Raw genomic sequence first — 3,839 nt, forward strand, 5'->3', positions numbered from 1 at the left:
GGTGACGCGGGCGCGACGGTCGGGACCGGGGCCGTGGGGCCGCCGTGCGAGACGGCCTCGCTGGGCCGGTCACGGTCGTGCGTGCGGGGTCCCGCGCCACCCCACCGCGCGCGCCGCACGGCGCGAGGGTCCGGGGACGCTGCGGCGGGACTGTCCGCGGGTGTCTCGGCGGGGGCGTCCGGCGGTGGCGGGGCGGTGGCGGGCGCGTCGGGTCCGTCCGGCGGCGGGCCCCCGTCGTCGTCACGTCGGCTGTCGTCCATCCCGCCCCCCGGTCGGTCGTGGCACCCGGGGTCAGCCAAGCACGGTCACCCCGAGGGCGCAGGTCAGCCGGGTCGACCTCGCCGGACCAGCCGGAGCGCCGCACCGCCCGCGAGGAGCGCGAGGCCGAGGAGCGCGAGCGCACCGCCGGTCGCGCCGGTCGTCGCCAGGCTCGCTCCGCCGTCGCCCGCTGCACCCGCCGGAGGGTCGACGGGCGGGACCGGCGTCACGGGCGGCTGGGGTGGGTCGGGCGGGTCGGGCGGGTCCGGAGGAACGGGCGGCGCGTACACGTTGAGCGCCGCGCACGTCACGTCGGCGCCGCGCGGGACGACCACCGCGTCGCCCAGCACGACGGCGCCGTCGCAGGTCCAGCGCTCGAGGCGGTAGCCGACCGGGCCGTCGAGCCCTTCCGCGAGCCGGTAGACGCCGGGCACGACGGGGATCCCGGTGACCTGCGTGCTGCCCGCGACGCCCTGCCACGACCCGGTCGGCCCGCTCGCGGTGAGCGTGAAGTCGGTGGGCTGCGCGTCACCCCCGAAGACCACCTTCTGCAGCGTGAGCCGCCCACCGGCCCACACGTTGGTGACGGTGCAGGTCACCTCGTCGTTCTCCGCGAGGTCGACCGTCCCGTCGGTCACCGGGTGCGTGGGGCCGCAGTCCCAGCCGGCGGGGTCGTACCCGAGCGTCGCGAGCGGCGTCTGCGGGACCTCGGTCAGCGTGTACGTGCCGGGCACGACGACACCCGTGGCCCCGGGCGTCCCCGACGTCCCGCTGAACGACGACCCGCCCGGTGCCGAGCCGACGAGCAGCCACTCCTGGGGGTCGGCGGGGCCCCCGTCGACGGACTTCACGAGGGTGAGCTGCGCGCGCGTCCAGCGGTTCGTCACGGTGCAGGTGACGTCGTCGCCGAGCGCGAGGTCGACCGCACCGCCCGTCACGGGCACCGCGCCGCCGCCGGCGTCGACGCACGCCCAGCCCTCCTCCGCGTAGTACGGCGCCCCGATCTCGTAGAGCCGGTAGGAGCCCGCGCCGACGGGCACGCCCGTGACGCTGGGGGTGCCCGTGGCCCCGACGAGGAGCCCGCGGTCGCCGATGGCGAGCAGCACGAACGCCGACGGGTCGGCGGGGCCGCCGCCGCGGTTGTCGAGGTCCTTGACGAGCGTGAGGACGGGGTCGACGTCGGAGTTGACCACGGCGCAGCGCACGTCGTCGGTGAACGGCGTGCCGTCGGCGGCGGTCGCGGGCACCACGAGGACGCCGTCGGGCGCCGCGATGCGCGTCGTGCCCGCCTCGCACAGCCAGTCGGACGCCTCGTAGCCGGGCGTCGTCGCGGGCGACTCGGCGAGCGTGTACGTGCCGGGGGTGATGGCGACGCGGGTGACCGACGGCGACCCGGTGACGCCGCTGAACGTCGTGGGGCCGGTCGCGCCGAGCGTCCAGGCCGTCGGGGCGGCCGTGCCGCCCGCGTCGTTCACGACGAGCTTGGTCAGGGTGAGGTGGGGCTGCGTCGCGGTGTTGGTGACGGTGCACGTGACGTCCGCCCCGACGGCGACCGACACGACGTCCCCCGTGAGCGGCGCGGGCCCGCAGTCCCAGGGCGACGCGTCGAACCCGGCGACGACGGTCTCGGTGAGCGTGTAGTCGCCGGCGGGCACGGGCACGCGGGTCACCGCCGCGGACCCGCTGGCGCCGGCGACCACCACCTCCGGCCCCGTGCCGGTCAGGGTCCACGACGCCGCGGGCGCGCTGCTGCCCTCGACGTCCTTGACGAGCGTGAGGAACCCGCCCGCCCACGTGTTGGCGACGGTGCAGACGACGTCGGCCTCCGTGGTCACGGTGACGACGCCGGCGGCGACCGGTGCGCCGTCGCAGGTCCACGGCCCGGCCGTGTACCCGGGCGGGCCCGACTCGGTGAGGGCCCACGAGGAGCCGACGTCGACGGGCACGTGCGTGACGTCGACCGACCCGGCCGCCCCGCTCATCACGGTGCCCGACACGGCGTCGACGCCGGTGAGCGTGAAGTCGGCGGGCCGCGCCGTGCCGCCCGCACGGTTGTCGACGACCTTGAGGAGCGTGAGGCTGCCCCGCTCGATCGTGTTGGTGACCGTGCACGTGATGTCGGCGCCGGGGGTGACCTGCACCTGGTCCGTCCCGACACCGCCCGAGGAGCACACCCACCCGGACGTCGCGTAGTTGCCGGGCCCGGACTCGGCGAGCGTGTACGTGCCGCTCGGGAGCGCGACGTCCGTGACCGCGGCGGCTCCGTGGCGACCGGTGGCGACGACGCCCCCGGGTCCCGTCGCGGTGAGGGTCCACGCCTGCGGGATGAGGTTCCCGCCGACGACGGCCTTCTCGAGCGTGAGCGTCCCGCCGGTCCACGTGTTCGTGACCGTGCAGGTCGCGTCGCCGTCCCCGTCGGCGAGCACGAGGGTGCTGCCCGTGACGGTGCCGGCGGTGCACGTCCACGGGCTCGCCGTGTAGCCCTGCTGCGCGACGGGCGTGAGCGCGGCCTCGAACAGCGCGTAGGAGCCCGACGGGACAGGCACCTGGGTGACGTTCGGCGAGCCCGTGACACCCACCGACGTGCCGGTCGGTCCCGTGCCGCCCAGGCGGAAGTCGGCCACGCCCGCGGGGCCGCCGACGACCTCCTTGCGCAAGGTCAGCAGGTGCGGCGTCGCCGCCTCGCGCGTGTTGGTGACGACGCAGTCGACGTCCTGGTCGAGCTGCACGACGACGCTCGTCGGGCCGGTCTGGGTGCCGCCCGTGCAGACCCACGCGCCGGCGTCGTACCCCTCGGGGCCACCGGACTCGGACAGCCGGTACTCACCGATCCGCACCGGCCCGCCGACGGTCCCCGGGCCTGTGAGGGTCGTGGGGCCCTGCGCGGTGAGGTTCCACGCGTCGGGGCTCGCCGGGCCGCCCTCGACGACCTTGCGCAGCGTCAGGCTGGACTGGATCGCGTCGTTGCGGACGGTGCACGTGACGCCGCCGCCGGGCGGCACCGTGATCGTCGGGGTGGGCGTCGTGAACGACCCCGCCGCCCCGCAGTCCCAGCTGACGAACGCGTAGCCGGGCACCCCGCCGGACTCGCTGATCGTGTAGTCGCCCGCGGGGACCGTGAGCGACTGCACGCCGTTGAGCCCGTTGCCGGTGAACGTGTACGCCGCGTCCTCGGTGTTGACGGCCGTCATCGTCCACAGCTCGCGGCGGCCCTCGCTCGCACCCGTGTCGAGGTTCTCGATGCGCTTGAACAGCGACAGCGTCCCGGTGACCGACGGGTCGACCTGCGCCACGGCCGGCGTCGCCGCGCCGGACACGGCACCGAGGGCCACGAGCAGCGCGACGAGCACGCCCGCGGCGAGGGTCGGTCGAGCACGGCGACGCATGGCCCCTCCCGGCGGGCCGGTGGCCGGCTCCGGCCCGCGTCACGCGCCGCGGTGCCGGACGCGTGGCTCGACCTTCACACGAGATCCGGTGGGCCGCACGCGATCGGACGGCGACCGCGCGACAGGGCGGTGACCCCCGCGGCCGGGCGACGAGCGCACGACCGGGCGGCGAGCGCGTGACGGCGAGCCCGGCGG

1 protein-coding gene is annotated in these 3,839 nt (G+C 76.5%); it reads right to left on the minus strand.

Features of this window, described 5'->3' with window-relative positions; all coding sequences use genetic code 11:
- Positions 1-323: 323 nt before the first annotated feature.
- Positions 324-3,644: a hypothetical protein gene (locus CBZ_RS18160; RefSeq protein ID WP_130782873.1), complete on the minus strand. Its 3,321-nt coding sequence runs from the start codon at positions 3,642-3,644 to the stop codon at positions 324-326.
- Positions 3,645-3,839 lie beyond the last annotated feature (195 nt).

The organism is Cellulomonas biazotea (assembly GCF_004306155.1).
Lineage (GTDB): Bacteria > Actinomycetota > Actinomycetes > Actinomycetales > Cellulomonadaceae > Cellulomonas > Cellulomonas biazotea.

Excerpts from the sequence above, each read along its gene's own strand:
- CBZ_RS18160 (WP_130782873.1), bottom strand. The coding sequence starts at position 3,644 with ATGCGTCGCCGTGCTCGACCGACCCTCGCCGCGGGCGTGCTCGTCGCG.